At 67.9% G+C, this 17233-nt stretch carries 14 protein-coding genes; 3 read left to right on the top strand and 11 right to left on the bottom strand.

Going from position 1 to position 17233, the window contains the following annotated elements:
- Window positions 1–168: 168 nt before the first annotated feature.
- From AVT10_RS12920 to AVT10_RS12895, 6 genes are all read right to left on the bottom strand, one after another.
- Window positions 169–2004, bottom strand: coding sequence for a methyl-accepting chemotaxis protein (locus AVT10_RS12920; protein ID WP_066692110.1), 1836 nt, complete (start codon window positions 2002–2004; stop codon window positions 169–171).
- Window positions 2005–2088: 84 nt separating this feature from the next.
- The gene (locus tag AVT10_RS12915) at window positions 2089–3243 is read right to left on the bottom strand and encodes a murein hydrolase activator EnvC family protein (RefSeq protein ID WP_084401695.1); all 1155 of its coding nucleotides are present in this window, start codon (window positions 3241–3243) and stop codon (window positions 2089–2091) included.
- On the bottom strand, window positions 3240–3662 hold the full coding sequence (locus AVT10_RS12910; protein ID WP_066692108.1) for a 23S rRNA (pseudouridine(1915)-N(3))-methyltransferase RlmH: 423 nt from the start codon (window positions 3660–3662) through the stop codon (window positions 3240–3242). Before AVT10_RS12910 ends, AVT10_RS12915 begins: the two co-directional genes overlap by 4 nt.
- Window positions 3663–3675: 13 nt before the next feature.
- Complete coding sequence (gene rsfS, locus AVT10_RS12905; RefSeq protein WP_055757643.1) at window positions 3676–4029, bottom strand: ribosome silencing factor; 354 nt, start codon at window positions 4027–4029, stop codon at window positions 3676–3678.
- A gap of 35 nt (window positions 4030–4064) precedes the next feature.
- Window positions 4065–4694, bottom strand: a complete 630-nt coding sequence (locus AVT10_RS12900) for a nicotinate-nucleotide adenylyltransferase (protein WP_198158588.1) — start codon at window positions 4692–4694, stop codon at window positions 4065–4067.
- Entirely contained in the window at window positions 4691–5926 is a 1236-nt protein-coding gene (locus AVT10_RS12895; protein ID WP_066692104.1) for a glutamate-5-semialdehyde dehydrogenase, read from the bottom strand. The genes AVT10_RS12900 and AVT10_RS12895 overlap by 4 nt, the downstream gene beginning before the upstream one ends.
- Window positions 5927–6246: 320 nt before the next feature.
- On the opposite strand from AVT10_RS12895, the gene AVT10_RS12890 reads away from it, so the two are divergent.
- Window positions 6247–9531, top strand: a complete 3285-nt coding sequence (locus AVT10_RS12890; protein ID WP_066692102.1) for a TonB-dependent receptor domain-containing protein — start codon at window positions 6247–6249, stop codon at window positions 9529–9531.
- 278 nt (window positions 9532–9809) lie between these two features.
- Here AVT10_RS12890 and AVT10_RS12885 read toward each other — a convergent pair whose 3' ends face one another.
- Window positions 9810–10982: an acetyl-CoA C-acetyltransferase gene (locus tag AVT10_RS12885; protein WP_066692100.1), complete on the bottom strand. Its 1173-nt coding sequence runs from the start codon at window positions 10980–10982 to the stop codon at window positions 9810–9812.
- 30 nt (window positions 10983–11012) lie between these two features.
- On the bottom strand, window positions 11013–12065 hold the full coding sequence (locus AVT10_RS12880) for an alpha/beta fold hydrolase (RefSeq protein WP_232308023.1): 1053 nt from the start codon (window positions 12063–12065) through the stop codon (window positions 11013–11015).
- Window positions 12066–12096: 31 nt separating this feature from the next.
- Here AVT10_RS12880 and phaR point away from each other — a divergent pair, with 31 nt between their 5' ends.
- Window positions 12097–12657, top strand: a complete 561-nt coding sequence (gene phaR, locus AVT10_RS12875; protein WP_066692097.1) for a polyhydroxyalkanoate synthesis repressor PhaR — start codon at window positions 12097–12099, stop codon at window positions 12655–12657.
- Between the two features lie 384 nt (window positions 12658–13041).
- Here the strand turns inward: phaR and AVT10_RS12870 are convergent, their stop codons facing one another.
- Window positions 13042–13842 carry a class I SAM-dependent methyltransferase gene (locus AVT10_RS12870; protein ID WP_066692094.1) on the bottom strand — a complete coding sequence of 267 codons (801 nt, stop codon included), beginning with the start codon at window positions 13840–13842 and terminating at the stop codon, window positions 13042–13044.
- Between the two features lie 26 nt (window positions 13843–13868).
- Between AVT10_RS12870 and AVT10_RS12865 the strand changes: the two genes are divergently transcribed.
- Complete coding sequence (locus AVT10_RS12865) at window positions 13869–14060, top strand: hypothetical protein (RefSeq protein ID WP_066692090.1); 192 nt, start codon at window positions 13869–13871, stop codon at window positions 14058–14060.
- Window positions 14061–14379: 319 nt separating this feature from the next.
- Here AVT10_RS12865 and AVT10_RS12860 read toward each other — a convergent pair whose 3' ends face one another.
- Together AVT10_RS12860 and AVT10_RS12855 are read right to left on the bottom strand one after the other, a co-directional pair.
- The gene (locus AVT10_RS12860) at window positions 14380–15546 is read right to left on the bottom strand and encodes an aspartyl protease family protein (RefSeq protein WP_066692085.1); all 1167 of its coding nucleotides are present in this window, start codon (window positions 15544–15546) and stop codon (window positions 14380–14382) included.
- Between the two features lie 35 nt (window positions 15547–15581).
- Window positions 15582–17099, bottom strand: a complete 1518-nt coding sequence (locus AVT10_RS12855; protein ID WP_066692081.1) for a CpaF family protein — start codon at window positions 17097–17099, stop codon at window positions 15582–15584.
- Window positions 17100–17233: the final 134 nt, after the last annotated feature.

Genomic DNA, 17233 nt, shown 5'->3' with positions numbered 1-17233 from the left:
GGCCATGGTCCGCTCGGCGTCGACGGGCGACGCCGGTATCACAGGAAGCCGTTCCCCCGGGCTCGACCCGGGGTCCCGCTTCTTTTCTACCGTTGGAGAGAAGCGGGACTCCGGATCAAGTCCGGCGTGACGCAGACGTTTGTTCGATTCGTCGAAGTCGATCGATCCTCAGAACGCCGACCAGTCATCCTCCACGACCGCCAGCGCGGTGTTGCCGGCAACTTGCGGGCGCATCGGGACGACGGTTGCCGGTCGGGGAGCCGGCGCCGGGACGGCGCGGACCGGGGCGATGCGGTGGCCGGGTTCGCCCAGGCGGAAGCTGGTGATCTGCCGCGCCATGCCGTCGGCGTCCGAAGCGAGGCTGCGCACCGCCGCCGTCGCCTCCTCGACCATCGCCGCATTCTGCTGGGTCATGCCGTCCATTTCCGACACGGCGGTGTTGATCTGGTGCAGGCCGGTCGCCTGACGCTCGGCCGATGCCGCGATGCTGGCGACCAGTCCGTCGATCTGCCCGATCCGGTTGATGATCCGGGTCAGCGCATCGCCGGTTTCGACGACCAGCTGCACGCCGCTGCCGATCTGGCTCGACGATGCGGTGATGCGGGTCTTCACGTCCTTGGCGGCATCGGCCGAGCGTTGCGCCAGCGCGCGCACTTCGCTGGCGACGACCGCAAAGCCCTTGCCGGCGTCGCCCGCCCGCGCTGCCTCGACCCCCGCGTTCAGCGCCAGCAAATTGGTCTGGAACGAGATGCCGTCGATCACGCTGATGATGTCGCTGATCTCGGCGGAGGCGCGTTCGATGCCGTGCATCGCCTCCACCGCGCGGCGGACGACCTCGCCCGACTGGTCGGCTTCGGCCCGCGCCTCGCTGACGATGCGGTTGGCCTGCGCGGCGCCGGCGGCGGTTTCGCGCACGGTCGATGTGATCTCGTCCATCGCCGCCGCCGTTTCCTCAAGGCTCGCGGCCTGCTGCTCGGTCCGCTGCGACAGGTCGTCGGACGCCTGGCGGATGTCGTCGGCGCCGTTGTTGATGCTGCTCGCCGCCTCGGTGACGGTCGCGAGCGTCGACTGGAGCGCGGCGACGGCGGCGTTGAAGTCCGCCTTGATCCGGGCGAACGGCCCGGTCAGATCGGCATCGATCCGCGAGACGAGATCGCCTTCGGCCAGCTTCGTCAACGCCGTGCCGAAGCTGTCGACGATCAGCGTCGTCTGTTCCTCCTTGGCCCGTTCGGCGGCGACCAGCTGATCGCGCAATTCCTGCGTCGCACCGGCCAGCTGGCCCAATTCGTCGCGGCGGTCGTTGGCGGGAATGGTCACCGCCATGTCGCCCGACGTCATGCGCTTCAGCGCATCGACCAGCGCCAGCAGCGGCGACAGGACGAAGCGGCGGGTCGCGAAGCCGATCGCGAGGACGACGGCAAGCGTCGCGGAGGTCGTGAAGATCAACAGGATGTTGGCGAACCGGGCGATGGCGTTCGCTTCGGCACTGACACTGGCCAGATGCGCTTCGATCGCATCGGACAGCGTGCTCATGCCGCCCTCCAGCTTTTCGAACGCTTCCAGAAAGCCGGGCAGAAGCGCGGTGGCACGCGCCGGATTCGTCGCGGCGGCGTCGGCGATGCGCTCTGCGGTGGCGATATAGGCGTCGACCAGCGGCTGGATGCGGCGGGCTTGTGCCGAGATGGCGGGCGCGTCGGCATAGGCGGCGTCGGCAGCCAGCGCCTTGCGCAACGCCGCCGAGTCGTCCGTCAGCGCCTGCCGGTTCGCCGCCAGATCGAGATCGCCGGCCGACGTGGCGCGCAGCACCGACAAGACGTCGCCCCGAATCGCATCGTGCATCATGTCGGCGGTCATGTGGTTGCGCAGCAGGGCGGTCCCCTGCGTGATGCTGGCGCGGGCATCGGCCTGTCGTCCGTTGGACCAGACCCGGGCACCGGCCGATCCCAATACCAACAGCACGATTGCGGCGATGGCCGCCAGAACCATCCGGTTGATCGATTGCATGCGGCCGTTCCTCCGAATCTGTCGTTCGGTACGGTATGGACGCCAACGGATAATATACGGTTACCCTGCCATTGACGCTCTGGCCTACAGCATCGCCGCCAGGTCGACCGGCACGCCGCGGCGGCGCAGTTCGATCGTCACCGGCGGCGCGTCGCCCGTCGGCGCGCGGCCGATGGGCGTGCCGGCGACGACCCGGCCGTCGACCGGACCGACACTGGCGGCAAGGCCGGTAACCGTCGTCGTCCAGCCATCGCCATGGTCGAGAATCACGACGCGGCGATAACCGCGAAACCGCTTGCTGAACGCGATCCGCCCCGGCGCGGGCGCGACGACGGTCGCGCCGGGCGCGACGGTCAGCGTCAGCCCGCGGGCACGCACCCCGCTGTCGCTGATCTCGCCGAAGCCGTTGGCGACCGCACCTTTGACCGGCAGGCGGTAGGCCGGCGGGGGTAACGCCGGCGCAGCGGCATCGGGGCGGGGCAGCGGGCCGGGCAGGGCGGCAAGCGCGGCACGGGTATCGCGCGCCTCGCCCAGTTCCTCCAGCCGGTCGACGATGTCGCGGGCCTGTTCGCCCAGCGCGATCGCGCGGTCGGATTCGACCATCGCCCCACGAGCCAATTCGCGCGACCGCAGCCGCTGCGCCGCCTCCGCACGGACCAGCGCCAGCCGCTCGCCTTCCAGCCGGGCATTGCTCGCCGCCAGCGCCGCCAGCGCGACCCCGGCCTGCGACCGCAGCCGTGCGGCGTCCGTTACCCCGGCCCGCACCGCGGCGGTGCGCTGCTGCATCGCCGGCACGACGGTTCCCAGCACCGCACGGACATGGACCAGATCGTTGGTCGACCCCGGCTGCGCCACCGCCAGCCATGCCGGCCGCGTGGCGAGCGACTGCAACGCGCCGACCAGCCGCGCGACCGGCGCCTGCCGCGCCGCCAGATCGGCACGCCGCCTGGCGAGCAGCTCGCCGATCAACGCCACGCGGGCCTGCGCCGCCGCGCGACTTGCCTTTGCCGCCGCGATCCGCGCGGCGAGGGCTGCCTGCGCCGCACCGGTCCGTTCGGCTCCTGCCTGTGCCGCCCGCGCCGCCTGTTCCAGCCGTTTCGACCGGGCGGCCGCCTCGACCGCTGCGCGCTTCGCGGCACCCAACCGTTCGCGCCCGGCCGCTACGGGGTCGTCCTGCGCCCAAACCGCCGCCCCTGCCAGCACGGCGAGGGCGGCAATCGGGACGAACGCGCGCCTCATCCTTCGCGGTGATAGGGGTGGCCGGCGAGGATGCTGGTCGCGCGCCACAATTGTTCGGCCAACATCGCCCGCGCCATCAGATGCGGCCATGTCGCCCGTCCGAATGCGAGCAACAGATCGGCCGCTTCCCGCTGCGCATCGTCGAAGCCGTCGGCCGCACCCAGCAGGAACCGCGTCTCGCGCACGCCATCGTCGCGCCAGCGGCCCAGCTGCGTCGCGAACGCCATCGACGGCAGGTCACGGCCCTTCTCGTCCAGCATCACGATCCGCGTCCCCGGATCGACCGCCGGCATCCTGCCCCCGGTATCGGGCAGTTCGGTGATCTTCGTCGGCCAGCTGACGCGCTTCAGATAGCGCTCGATCAACTCGCCCTCGGGACTGCGCCCGATCCGCCCGCGCGCGACGATATGCAGCAGCACGGGCGGGTCCGGTTCAGGCGTGCGCGGTCGGGTTCAGCGTATCGCCGAACGCCCACATCCGCTCCAGATTGTAGAAAGTGCGGACTTCGGGGCGGAACAGGTGGACGATCACGTCGCCGGTATCGATCAGCACCCAGTCGGCGGTCGGCAGCCCTTCGATGCGCGACGGACGCCCGAATTCGGCCTTCACCCGCTCGGCCAGCTTCTGCGCCATCGACGCCACCTGCCGACTCGACCGGCCGCTGGCGATCACCATGTAATCGGCGATGCTCGATTTGCCGGCGAGCGGGATCGACACCGTTTCGACCGCCTGGTCGTCGTCGAGGCTGGCCAGCACCATGCGATGCAGCGCTTCGGTCTCGTTCATCGCATCGCTCGGGTCGGTAGGGGTCGGCAAGTTCATCAGCTTTCAGGGGCCTGTGCGCCGGACCGGTCGGACGAGATCATCCGGCGGTGCCAGGCAGGGTCGGCGGCGCGGATCGCGGTCGCCGACGTCGGATCGGGACGGAAGCGCAAACGGACCAGTGCCGGCAAACTCCACATCGTCCATCGTTTCGCCTGGCCTGCGGGCCGCGCATGGCGCCGCAACCAACCCATCGCAGGACTAGCGAGGGCACGTCCATCATAGCCCGGACGCGCGACCACCGCAATCGCCACCGTCCGCGCGATCCCGCGCCAGTCCCGCCAGCGGTGGAACTCCGCCAGATTGTCCGCGCCCATCAACCAGATGAAGCGATGCTGCGGATACAACCGCACCAATTTGCGTAAGCTATCGACGGTATAGCGGGTGCCCAGCCGCCGCTCGATCGCGGTCGGCCGGATCGGTGCGTGGCGCGCCACCCGCTCAGCCGAGGCCAGCCGCGCGGCCAGCGGTGCCATGCCCGCCGCGGGCTTCAGCGGATTGCCCGGCGACACCAGCCACCACACCTCGTCCAGCGCCAGCGCACGCTTCGCTGCCAGCGACACCCGGCGATGGCCCTTGTGCGCCGGGTTGAACGATCCGCCGAGCAGCCCGATCGCCTTCGCCTTCAAGGCCGCGTCTGCCCGGTGCCCCGCACGATCCACTTGTACGTCGTCAGCCCCTCCAGCGCGACCGGCCCGCGCGCGTGCAAGCGGCCGGTAGCGATGCCGATCTCCGCGCCCAGCCCGAACTCGCCGCCATCGGCAAACTGCGTCGAGGCGTTCCACATCACGATCGCCGAATCGACGCGCGCCAGGAAATGCTCCGCGGTCGCCGCATCCTCGGTAAGGATCGCATCGGTATGGTGCGATCCATGCGCCGCGATATGCGCGATCGCGTCGTCCACCCCGTCGACCAGCTTCACCGACAGGATGGCGTCGAGATATTCGGTGTCCCAGTCGTCGTCATTCGCCTCGAGGATGGCGGGATGCAGCGCCCGAACCTCCGCATCGCCGCGCAGCTCACACCCGGCGGCGATCAGTCCGGACAGGATCGGCAGCGGATCGGCATAGCCGCGGTCGATCAGCAGCGTCTCGGTCGCGCCGCACACACCGGTCCGGCGCAGCTTGGCGTTCACCACCACGGCCTCAGCCATCGTCGGATCGGCGGCGCGGTCGACATAGCTGTGGTTGAGGCCATCGAGATGCGCCAGCACCGGCACCCGCGCCTCCGCCTGCACCCGCGCGACCAGGCTCTTGCCTCCGCGCGGTACGATCAAGTCGATCATGCCATCCGCCCGCAGCATGTCCCCCACCGCCGCGCGATCGGTCGTCGGGATCAATTGCACCGCGCCCTCGGGCAGGCCGGCACTCGCCAGCCCCCGCGCCATCGCCGCATGGATCGCCCGGTTGCTGCGGATCGCCTCGCTCCCGCCGCGCAGGATCGCGGCATTGCCCGCCATCACCGCCAGCGCGCCAGCGTCCGCGGTCACATTGGGCCGGCTTTCATAGATGATGCCGATTACCCCGATCGGCACGCGCACCCGCGACAGCGCCAGCCCGTTGGGCCGTTCGCTGCGGTCGATCACCCCGCCCACCGGATCGCGCAGGCCCGCCACCGCATCGACGCCGACCGCCATCGCCTCGACCCGGGCGGGATCGAGCCGCAACCGGTCGAGCATTGCCCCCGACAGGCCGTTCCCCTCTGCCGCGGCAATGTCCTGTGCATTGGCGGCGAGGATGCGGGCGGCGTCCTCGCGGATCGCGGCGGCGGCGGCCCGCAGGGCGGCGGCCTTGGTGGCGGTCGGCATGGTGGCGAGCGCCTGGGCGGCGGTGCGGGCATCGTTTCCCAACCCGCGCAACATCGGCTGTATCGTCGTCGTCACTGCGTCGCTCTTTTCGTCACCATCGGGGCCTTGTCCACGGGGTAGAGGGTGGGGCACCGCAACGTCCAGCAAGAAAGCCTTACGCCAACAAAACCTCTGCTGTATTGCTGTAATAATACAGTAATAAACAAGTGTTTCTAAACATTGCTAAGTGTTGCGAACTGGTAACAGTGTGAACGAAATGTCAGGAACCCCCTTCACATCGTAGAACATGCACGATCTGATGCGTGCAGCGACCCCGAGAGTTTTCGGGGATCGACAATCGGGCAAGGGTTAATTGGCCCGAAAAAGGGGGTTTCATGAAGTTTACCGTTCTGGCGCGATCGACCGCCTTGGCCTCTTCTTTGTTGCTGTTTGCCGGTACGGCATCGGCGCAACAGGGCACCGACAGTGCCGCTGCCCCCGGTGCGGGCACCTCGCTCAGCGCACCGCAGGATGAAACGCGCACCAACGCCGATGGCGAACCTGCCACCGACGGCGTGATCGTCGTAACGGGCTCGCGTCTCTCGCGTCCGAACGACGTGTCGCCCGCTCCCATCACCACGGTTTCGGCCGCGGAACTGACCCAGACCGCCCGCGTCTCGATCGGTGACGTGCTGAACGACCTGCCGCAGCTGCAGAGCACCTTCAGCCAGCAGAACTCGACCCGCTTCCTCGGCACCGCCGGTCTGAACCTGCTCGACCTGCGCGGTCTGGGCACGGCACGTACGCTCGTGCTGGTCAATGGTCGCCGTCACGTCGCGTCCAACATCCTGGGCGGCGCGACCGCCGTCGACATCAACACGATCCCGACCGACCTGCTCGAAGGCGTCGACATCCTGACCGGCGGCGTTTCCGCGGTCTATGGTTCCGACGCGCTCGCCGGCGTGGTCAACTTCCGCCTGAAGACCAATTACGAAGGGTTGCAGCTTCGTGCGCAGGGCAGCATCACCGACGAAGGCGATGCGGGTTCATATTTCATCAGCGCGACCGGCGGCAAGAACTTCGCCGACGGCCGCGGCAACGTCGCGATCAGCCTCGAATACGCCCGGTCGGAAGATTTCTTCGCGTCGGACCGTCGCCAATATCGTCAGGCGGACGGGTTCATCACGACGGGGATCGACGCCGCGGGGCCGGGCCTGAACGGCCTGCCCAACTTCAACGGCGTTCCCGATGCCATCTTCATGCGCGATATCCGCGTCGGGACGTTCTCGGACGGCGGTCTCGTATCGATCGCGGGCGCCGGCATCGGTGCGACGTCGCCGGCGGCGTGCGGTCGCGATCCGCTGGGCCGCGCCTATACCTGCAACTTCCTGTTCCAGCCCGGCGGCAGCCTCGCGCAGCAGACGGGAACGCGCGTCGGCATCGCCAACGGCAGCGCGGCACAGGCCAGCGCCGCCCCCGGCGGCAGCTTCCTCGGGGGTAACGGCAATACCCGTCGCGAAGGCACGCTGTTGCAGCTTCTGCCGCAGCTCAACCGCTATTCGGCGAACCTGATCGGCCACTTCGACGTGTCGCCGGCGTTCGTGCCGTATATCGAAGCGAAATATGTGCGCGTCGAAAGCGTCGGTCTGGGCGGTTCCGGCCCGGCATTCTTCGTCGGCGGCACGCTCGGCGACATCTACGAACGTCCGCGGCTCGACAACCCGTTCCTGAGCGCCCCGGCGCGCGCGACGCTGTCGGCGCAGCTGCTGAACTCGGTCAACAACGGCATCAACCCCAACGGTTCTGCGGTGGCGCTGACCGCGGCGCAGCAGGCCACGTTGCGGGCCCAGATCGCCGACGGATCGTATCGCTTCATCTTGCGCAAGAACCTGACCGATCTGGGTTCGCGTCGTGAGGATGCGCTGCGCGAAACCTTCCGCGTCGTGGCGGGCGCGCGCGGCGATCTGGGCAGCGGTTTCAACTACGACTTCGCCGTCAACTATGGCGAGTTCAAGGAACAGACGAAGGTCCTCGGCAACGTCGACGTCCAGCGCCTGAACCTCGCCCTGGATGCGGTTCGCGACCCCGCGACCGGTCGCATCGTTTGCGGATCGCAGCTCAATCGTGCGCGCGCGAATGCCGGTTCGACGCCGGGGATCGACTTTAACGGCGACGCGGCCAACCTGACCGCGGACATCACCAACTGTCAGCCGCTGAACCCGTTCGGGGTCGGTTCGGCCTCGCCCGAAGCGATCAACTACATCCTGCGCAACACCACCTCGGCGGGCAAGATCAGCCAGTTCAACGTCGTCGGCTCGATCGCGGGGGACAGCTCCGCCTTGTTCACGCTGCCGGGCGGCCCGGTCCAGTTCTCGCTGGGCGGCGAATATCGCCGGGAAACCAACTTCTTCCAGGCGGATCCGGCGGTCGAGGCGGGCTACACCTTCTACAACGCGCTGGCGACGTTCGACCCGCCGGCGTTCGAAGTGAAGGAAGCGTTCGGCGAACTCTCGATCCCGATCGTGAAGGACCTGCCGCTGCTGCGCGACCTGACGGTTTCGGGCGCTGCCCGCGTGTCCGACTATCGCGGGACGGCCGGCCGGGTCTGGGCGTATAACGGCAGCGTCGAATGGTCGCCGATCGAAGACCTGCGTCTGCGTGCCAATTACGGTCGCGCGGTCCGTGCGCCCAACCTCGACGAACAATTCTCGGCCGCGGGTCAGAACTTCGCGAGCGTGAGCGATCCGTGCTCATCGGACAATATCGGTGCCGGCACCCAGTTCCGCGAAGCGAACTGTCGTGCGGCGGGCATTCCGGCGTCGTATAACTATCGCTACGTCCAGACGCTGGAAATCCGCACCGGCGGCAACCCCGACCTGCTGGTCGAGACCTCCGACTCGTGGACCTATGGCGGCGTCTATCGGCCCAGCTACGTCCCCGGGCTGTCGCTGTCGGTCGACTATTACAACATCAAGGTCGACGACGTGATCAGCGCCGTGTCGGCACAGGGGATCATCAACAACTGCTACGACACGCCCTCGATCGAGAACAACCAGTTCTGCACGCTCTTCCAGCGTGTGGGAGCCGGCGCGACCGGTCCGAACGGGGAAGAAGCGTTCCGGATCATCGAAGGCAGTCTGCTGCAATCGTCGCTGAACTTCGCCCGGCTGGAAACCCGCGGTATCGACGCCAACCTGTCGTACACCCGCAAGATCGGCGACGTCCGGGTGTCGGGTCAGGTCATCTACACGCACGTTTTCTCGAACAACAGCTTCCTGAACCCGCTGCAGCCTGACTTCGCCAACACGATCGTCGGCGAACTGGGTCTGCCGAAGGATCAGGTCAACGTGAACATCGGCGCGAACTTCGGGTCGATCAGCTTCGACACGCAGTTCCGCTATCTCGGCAAGCAGGCGGTCGGTGCGATCGAGAATACGCGGAGCTTCCAGGGCCGTCCGCCCCAGAACGCCGACGATTTCGACATCCAATATTATCCGGACGTGCTCTACATCGGCGCGCGGCTCGGCATCAACGTGACCGACACGTCGAACTTCTACATCGGGGTCGACAACCTGACCGATCGCCTGCCGCCGCTCGGCGCGACGGGCACCGCTGCGGGCAGCGGCATCTTCGACAATATCGGCCGTCGCCTCTACGCGGGCGTCACCGCCCGCTTCTGATCGCACGGGTACGCAACTATGGGGGCCGGCGCATTGCGCCGGCCCTTTTTCTATGGCCGATCCCGGCTGGGAAGATCGGCGAAATCCGCGCCGACCCGCGCCCCTCACCTATCGCCGCCTTCGGCGTCTTGTCCCTTTCCCGGCGGGAGAGGGAAGGAGCGGCGCAGCCGCGGAAGGGTGAGGGCGATCAAGGTGGTCGAGTTCGACTCCAGTTTCCGAAAAAAAGGGGCTGCCGGTCATGCCGACAGCCCCCTGCTATCCGGTCGACGAAGCGGCCGTTACCGCTCGACGCACATCGCGATACCCATGCCGCCGCCGATGCACAGCGTCGCCAGGCCCTTCTTCGCGTCGCGGCGCTTCATTTCGTACAGCAGAGTCGTCAGCACCCGCGCGCCCGATGCACCGATCGGGTGGCCGATGGCGATCGCGCCGCCGTTGACGTTCACCTTGTCGGCGGTCCAGCCCATGTCCTTGCCGACGGCGAGCGCCTGCGCGGCAAAGGCTTCGTTGGCTTCGACCAGGTCGAGGTCCTCGACGCTCCAGCCGGCCTTTTCCAGCGCGCGGCGGGACGCGGGGACGGGGCCGATGCCCATGATCGACGGGTCGACGCCGGCGGTCGCCCAGCTCTTGATCGTGGCCAGCGGTTCGAGCCCGCGCTTGGCCGCCTCGTCGGCCGACATCACGACCAGCGCGGCGGCGCCGTCGTTCAGGCCCGATGCGTTGGCGGCGGTCACCGTGCCGTCCTTCTTGAACGCCGGACGCAGGCCCGACACGCCGTCGACGGTGGCACCGGCGCGGATATATTCGTCCTGGTCCACGACGGTGTCGCCCTTGCGGCCCTTGATCGTGACCGGCGCGATCTCGTCCTTGAAGCGGCCCTCGGCGCGGGCGGCCTCGGCGCGGTTCTGCGACTGGACGGCGAATGCGTCCTGTTCGCCGCGCGTCAGATCATATTGCGCCGCCAGGTTCTCGGCGGTGATGCCCATGTGGTAGCCGTTGAAGACGTCGGTCAGGCCGTCCTTGATCATCGTGTCGACCATCGATCCGTCGCCCATCTTGGTGCCGGCGCGCAGCTGTACCGCATGGGCGGCGAGCGACATGCTTTCCTGTCCGCCCGCGACGACGATCGTCGCATCGCCGGTCTGGATCGCCTGTGCCGCCAGCGCAACCGCGCGCAGGCCCGATCCGCAGACCTGGTTGATGCCCCATGCCGGGACTTCCTTGGGAAGACCCGCCGCCATCGACGCCTGCCGCGCCGGGTTCTGGCCGTGGCCGGCGGTCAGCACCTGGCCCAGGATCACTTCCGACACATCCTCCGGCGCGACACCCGCCTGCTCCAGCGCGGCCGCGATCGCCTGCCGCCCGAGTTCGTGCGCGGGCACCGCGGCAAAGGAGCCCAGGAAACTACCAACAGGCGTACGCTTGGCGGCAACGATAACGACGTCGGACATGGGCAATCCTTCTCCCTGAGGGTTCGCGCGCTATCTAATGGCAGGAACGTCGCTTAGCCAGCGCCCAAGCGGTTCCCACAACACGCCGCGGCCCCGGCTGCCGACGATCATGCCGACATGCCCCGCGGGCACGATCCGCTGGTCGGACAGGCCGATCGCGCTGGCGGCGGGAACGATGCGGTCGCTTTCCGCGACGAATTCGACCATCGGCAGCGGCGGGCGCGGCGACATGATCCGGCCGCCGACACTCCAGCGCCCGCGTCCGGGCAGGTCGGCGTCGAACAGGTCGTCGAACAATTCGCGGCCTGCGGCATAGGGGATCGGCGCGCCGCCATTGGCCCAGTCCTCCAGCGCGATGAACGCCTGCGCCGCCGCGCCGACGGGATCGAGATCGGCGAACCGGACGAACTTGTCGACGGTGCGCGCCGGGTCGATCTGCCAGAACATGGATTGCAGCAATTCCATCGGCAGCAGCCCCAGCTGCTCCACGGTCGTTTGTGCCGCGGTCCACATATCGGCGATCGCGGCGCGCCCGGCCTCGCCGAACCCGTCGAAGCGCCATGGCGTCGCGATCAGCGCGAGCCCGGCGACCGGCGCGAACGCCGCGGCGGCCAGTGCGATGGTGCCCCCCAGGCAATAGCCGACCAGCAGCGGCGGTTCGTCCAGTCCATCGCACAGCCGCGCCACCGCCTGCGCATGGTCGCCCAGGTCCATCGCCCGGTCGGCAGGCGTCGGCGTGCCCCAGTCGACCAGCAGCACCCGCAGCCCCTGTCCGGCCAGCCAGCGCAGCAGCGAATTGTCGGGCGCGAGGTCGAGGACGAAGGGCGGGTTGATGAGCGAGGGCACCACCACCACCGGCCGCCCGTCGCCGCCATAGTCGCGCAAGCGGATGCGTCCGTCGCACGCGATCGCCTCCGGCATCGCCACGCGCGGCAGGCGCGGTGCGTCCTGATACGCTCTCAATCCCGCCAGTGCGCGGGCGCGGGCATGGGGATCCTTAGCGGTTTCGCTGCGCAGCATCGACAGAAACAGCGTCAGCGGGCGCGGGCCGTGTTGCGGCGCGGTATCAAGCGGTGTACCCATCCAGTCATCTTTCGCGCAAAGGTTTTTTCCCATGAAGAAGGCAGCGGCCGACGGCAGCCCCGTCATCATCAAGAAATACGCCAATCGCCGGCTCTATAATACCGAGACGTCCTCCTACATCACGCTGGAGCATCTCGCGGCGATGACGCGCGAGCATCGCGACTTCAAGGTCGTCGATGCCAAGACCGACGACGACATCACCCATAATGTGCTGACGCAGATCATCATGGAAGAGGAAAGCCGGGGGCAGACGCTGCTGCCGGTCAGCTTCCTGCGCCAGCTGATCACCCTGTACGGCGATTCGATGCAGGCGATGGTGCCCGGCTATCTGGAGGCGTCGATGGACAGCTTCCGCCGCAACCAGGAACAGTTCAAGACCGCGGTCGAGGGCGCGTTCGCCCATTCGCCCTTCGCCGAGATCGCCAAGCGCAACCTGGCGATGTTCGAGGCGGCGGCGCATGCGTTCAAGCCGGGTGCGCCGGGCGCCACACCTGCGCCGGGCGCGACCGAAGCCCCGGCCAAGAATGACGAAATGGCCGCGCTGCGGGCCGAACTGGCACGGTTGCAGGACAAGGTCGACAAGCTGGGGTGAGGTTCGACCGATCTATTCGGTTCGAGCGGCTTTGAGTGTGTCGAGAGGCGTCGGTCGAGAATGCCCGCCCGGCGGAACCCCGTTCTCGATACGCGCTCTCGACTTCGCTCGATCGCTACTCGAACCGAACGGAGTGGGGAGTGGGGAGCGGGAAGTGGGAAAGCCGACACCCCCACCCGTTCGTCCTGAGTAGCCGCTGAGCTTGTCGAAGCGGCGTATCGACGGACCGGTGGTTCGGGGCGTTCGGCTTCGCCTAGTCTCTACTCCCCAACGGGGGAGCGTTGGGCCACACAAGCGTTCTCGACGGCCGCTTCTCGACAGGCTCGAAGTTGCTCGAACCGAACGGGGAGTATGGGGGAGGGGACATTGCCTCCCCCACTTCGCTCACTTCGGCTTCAAGAACCGCAGCGTCATCCGGTCGCTCTCGCCGATCGCGGCATATTTCGCGCGGTCGACGTCCTTCAGGCGATAGGTCGGCGGCAGCGTCCATACGCCTTGCGGCCAGTCGGCGGTATCCTTGGGATTGGCGTTGACGTTCGACCGCGCAGCCAGCTTGAACCCCGCCTTGGTCGCGAAGGCGATGACCGAGCTTTCCTTCATATAGCCCGATTTCTCCTCGGCGGCCGCGTCGCGCGCCTCGGGCAGGCGGTGTTCGACCACGCCCAGCACGCCGCCCGGCTTCAGCATGCGGAACATCGCATCGAACGCCGCCTGCGCCCGGTCGGCGCCGCCGAAGCGCCAGTTATGCACGTTGCGGAAGGTCAGGACCTTGTCGGCGACGCCGTCGGGCACGCCCGCCTGTCCGGCCTCCGCCGGGAAGGCGACGGCCTGCGCCTTGCCGAACGCGGTCGCGTCGCGTGCCTGCAGCTTCGTCAGCATGTCCGATGTACGCGGCAGCGGACCGGCGGCGACATAACGCCCCTTTTCGCGCAGCATCGGCGCCAGAATTTCGCTGTACCAGCCATTGCCGGGCCAGATTTCGACCACCGTGTCGGTTGGCTTCACGCCGAAGAAGGTGAGTGTCTCGACCGGATGGCGATAGCGGTCACGCGCCACATTGGCCGGGCTGCGCAGCGGCGACCCGACCGCCGCGGCGAGCGGGCGGCGCGGTGCCTGGGCCGGGGCGGGGGTGAGGGCGACCAGCGCGGCACTTAGGACTGGCAGGAACAGGGCGGTTCGACGCATGGGAGACTCCTGAACGGGAGGAACGGGTGGACGACGCACATCGGTGGTTATGGACGATTGCGGGCGCGGCGGCGATGCTCTTTGCAGTGTCGGTGCTGGCGGAACGTCGCCGTACCCTGCGCCGCGATCCCGACCGGGTCGGCTGGATGCCGTGGACGCTGGTGCAGCTGATCGCCGTGCTGGTGATGGTGTTCGGCGTGGCGATGGCGTTGAAGTAGGGGAAAGTCCGCCGGTTCCGGACGTCGCCGCAGCGAAGGCGGGGCCTCCCCAGTTCCTGCTGCGTGCTACAACCGGGAGATCCCAGCCTTCGCCGGGATGACGCTCGAATCGAAGCGGGTGGATCAGGCTTTAACGCGGTTTCCGATCAGATTGAACCACCGTCATCGCCCTGCGGACAACCGCTCACGCGGCGGGGTGATGTCGGTCCGGGGCTGCGTTGCTCGTCGGTGACGATGCCGATGCATCGCGGCCTCCTCGCGCCTTGTCCCGATCCTAAATCACCTCCGTGCCAGTGATCCAATCTGGTCGGAAATCGCTCTAGTAAAAATTCGCCAGCGTCAGCGAGCGTTCCGCGCCGTCGCACAGCGCCAGCTTCACGACCCGTCCGGGCGTATCGGTGCCCCAGCGCACATCGACCCCGCCATCGGGGGTCAGCGACACCGGCTTGCCCTCAACCGCGCAGATCAGTTCGTCCGCCTTCCACCCGGCCTTCGCCGCCGGTCCGCCCGACATGACATGCAGCACGCGCAGCCGGGCACGGTCATAGCCAAGCAGCAGCCCGCTGGTCGATTTGAGCGGCGGGGGCGGGGCGAACGGGTTGGGGGTGACGACCATCTGCCCGGCGACAGGATCGAGCAGTACGCGGTAGCGCAGCAGCAGCCCGGTCCCGACGCGTCCGGCGACGCGGACCTGTTTGGTGAAGCCGCCATCGCCCTCGATCCGGAGTTCGATCGGGCCGGTCGGCACCCCGCCCAACGCGACCTTGTCGGTCACGGTCATCCCTGCATCGACCACGCCCCCTGCGCCGAAGGCGATGGTCGAGGTCACCCGCGCACCCTTTAGTCCTGCCGCTCGCCACTGGCTGCGCGCGACGCTCAGCGATCCGCCATCGCCGGTATCGACCAGCAGCGGGCGGACGCGATGTTTCCCCAGCGTCGCTTCGGTCAGGTACAGTCCGCTGCCCGCCTGCAGGCTCATCGGAACCCTGGTGCCGGCAAAGGGCATCCGGCCGCTCGGCAACAGGCGGAAGCGGCGATTGGCGAAATCGATGTCGATCGCATGGCGCGCGATCAGGTCGGTGCCGACCAGCACCTCGGCATCGCCCGATGCGCTGGCGAGCAGTTTCGGCAGGTCGATCACCGCGACGCGACCGCCGCTGCGGCTGAACGCACCGAACGCGACCGTTTTCGTCGCGGCCCAGTCGACCCGGATCGCCCCGCCCAGCGCGACGCCGGCGGCAGCATCCTGCGTATCGACGGTCAACTTCGCCCGTCGCGCGAACTCCCGGCTGACCGCGCTATGGTTCAGCCCGGTATCGAGCAGCGCCTGCGCCGCGACGCCATCGATGGTCATTGCAAAGCGCAGATGGTTGGCGGCGGTCAGCGTGAACGGCACCCAGCGCGCCTCCGCATCGGCGGCAAGCTGCCCCTGCGCATGGGCGGCGACGGGCGCGCACAGCAGCAGCGCAAAGGACAGGCGGAGCATCACCGCGCGACTGTAGGCCGGCTAAATCCCCGGCGCTACAGGCATGCCTCCAGCAGCGCCTGGTCGAAACCGTACTGTTTGGCCTTGTCGAGCGTATAGGGGCGCATTCCCATCGAACGGTATTCGCCGATGATCTTGCCGTCGGCGCTCTCGTCCAGATATTCGAACTTGAACAGTTCCTGGGTGACGATCACCGGGCCTTCCATCCCGATCACCTCGGTAATGTTGGTCACGCGGCGCGAACCGTCGCGCAGGCGCTTCACCTGCACGATCAGGTCGACCGAATCGGCGATCTGGCGGCTGATCGCTTCCTTGGGCACCTTGATGTCCGACATCATCACCATGTTCTCCATACGCGCGAGGCATTCGCGCGGGGAGTTGGAGTGGAGCGTCGCCATCGATCCGTCGTGGCCGGTGTTCATCGCCGCCAGCAGGTCGAAACACTCCGACCCACGAATTTCGCCCAGGATGATCCGGTCCGGGCGCATACGCAGCGCGTTCTTCACCAGGTCGCGGATGGTGATCTCGCCTTGCCCTTCCAGGTTCGGCGGGCGCGTTTCGAGCGGCAGCCAGTGCGGCTGTTGCAGGCGCAGTTCGGCGGCGTCCTCGATGGTTAGCACGCGCTCGCCCGGGTCGATCATCTTCGACAGGGCGTTGAGCATCGTGGTCTTGCCCGAGCCGGTGCCACCCGAAATCACGATGTTGAAGCGGCTGGCCCCGGCGACCTTCAGCGCGGTCGCCATCTTGGTGCTCATCGACCCGAAGCCGGCCATCATGTCGATGGTGATCGGCTTGGCCGAGAATTTACGGATCGAGATCGCGGTGCCCTTGAGGCTCAAGGGCGGCACGATCACGTTGACGCGGCTGCCGTCCTTCAACCGGGCGTCGGCCAGCGGCGTGGTCTGGTCGACGCGGCGGCCGACCGAGTTGCAGATGCGCTGTGCGATCTGGAACAGATGCTCCTCGTCGCGAAACGCGATATTGGCCAGCTCCAGCTTGCCCTTGCGTTCGACGAAGGTCTGTTCGGGACCGTTGACCATGATGTCGCTGATCGCCGGATCGGCCAGCAATTCCTCGAGCGGTCCGAGGCCCAGCAGCTCGTCGACCAGCACCTTTTCCAGCGCGAACTGTTCGCGCCGGTTGAGCGTCAGTTTCAGCTCGGCCAGCACCTCGCCCACGATCGGGCGGAATTCCTCGGCGAGCTCGTCCTTGGTCAGGGTCGCGGCGGCTTCGGGGTCGACGCGTTCGAGCAGGCGGGGGAGCACCTGTTCCTTGATGCGGTGGATCGAGGTTTCGAACCCTTCGACCCGGCTGTTGCCGGCCTCACCCGACAGCGCCTGCCGATCGGCGAGGCGCTGCATCGCGTCGCCGACGCCCTGCGGCATCGCGCTCGCCTGTTCGCCGGGCATGGGTTCCAGGTCGCCGCCGGGCAGCGGCACCTGCCCCAGCGGCGGGAATTGCGGGGCGAGGTCGAGATCGGCGGGCCGCGCGGATCCCGATCCCTGCATCGGGCGGGCGACGCCGAACGATGGCCTGCCGCCCGATCCGCCCATTCCGCTGCGCCGTCCGAATGCGTTCACGCCTGCCACCCCATCGAATCCTGTGGAGCGAGCCTAGGCGACAAGATTTTACAACTTCCTAACCACGCGGAACGGCACCGTCCGGACGCAAGAAGGGCGGAGCATGT

The sequence above is a fragment of the Sphingomonas hankookensis genome, assembly GCF_001619955.1.
Lineage (GTDB): Bacteria > Pseudomonadota > Alphaproteobacteria > Sphingomonadales > Sphingomonadaceae > Sphingomonas > Sphingomonas hankookensis_A.
This window is presented reverse-complemented; position numbering and strand designations above follow the sequence as displayed.